Annotated in this window: 1 protein-coding gene; it reads left to right on the top strand. The window is 74.2% G+C overall.

The features are described 5' to 3' along the window. Window positions 1–225 precede the first annotated feature (225 nt). On the top strand, window positions 226–609 hold the full coding sequence (locus HMPREF3105_RS07565) for a cold-shock protein (RefSeq protein WP_020628350.1): 384 nt from the start codon (window positions 226–228) through the stop codon (window positions 607–609). Window positions 610–714: the final 105 nt, after the last annotated feature.

The raw sequence follows: 714 nt of genomic DNA, 5'->3' as shown, positions 1-714 counted from the left end.
CAACAACGTCATGCCCTCCTACATCTAGTCGGGCTATCCTGGGAGGTCATTGACGACCACGTCCTCCGCCGTCCCCTCCGGGCGCACGGCCAGGCTGGTCCCACCGATGCCGCGGCGCACCGCCACGCCGGTGCCGGACCCCGCCGACCCGAGACGAGAGCACGGCCGCCCCTGCGGCGCCGGCCCGACGCGGTGGACCCACATGACGAGGAGCAGGTGACGCACATGCCCACCGGGCGCATCAAGTTCTACGACTCGACCAAGGGCTTCGGGTTCGCCCAGACGGACGAGGGCGAGGAGGTCCACGTGCCCGCCTCGGCCCTGCCGGCCGGGGTGACCGAGCTGCGCGGAGGCACCCGCGTGGAGTTCGGCGTGGCCGAGGGCCGCCGCGGCAAGCAGGCGCTCTCGCTGCGCGTGCTCGACGCCGCACCCTCGGTGGTCCGCAACCACCGACCCGGCGCCACCGAGATGGCCGTCCTCATGGAGGACCTCATCACGTGGCTGGACCAGACCTCCAACGGCCTGCGCCGCGGCCGCTACCCCCAGCGCGCCCAGGCGCAGAAGATGGCGCAGGTGCTGCGCCGTGTCGCCGACGATCTGGAGGCCTGAGCCATGACCACCCACGACGACGCCCCGCGCGTCGACCACCGGAGCCCCGACGCCGAGCCCGCGCCCGCGGAGGAGAGGGCGGCCGTGCCGCCCGCGCGTCGCCGG

It is taken from the genome of Micrococcus sp. HMSC31B01 (genome assembly GCF_001816085.1).
Classification (GTDB): Bacteria; Actinomycetota; Actinomycetes; order Actinomycetales; family Micrococcaceae; genus Micrococcus; species Micrococcus luteus.
This window is presented reverse-complemented; position numbering and strand designations above follow the sequence as displayed.

Coding starts and splice junctions, on each gene's coding strand:
- HMPREF3105_RS07565 (WP_020628350.1), top strand. CDS start 226: ATGCCCACCGGGCGCATCAAGTTCTACGACTCGACCAAGGGCTTCGGG.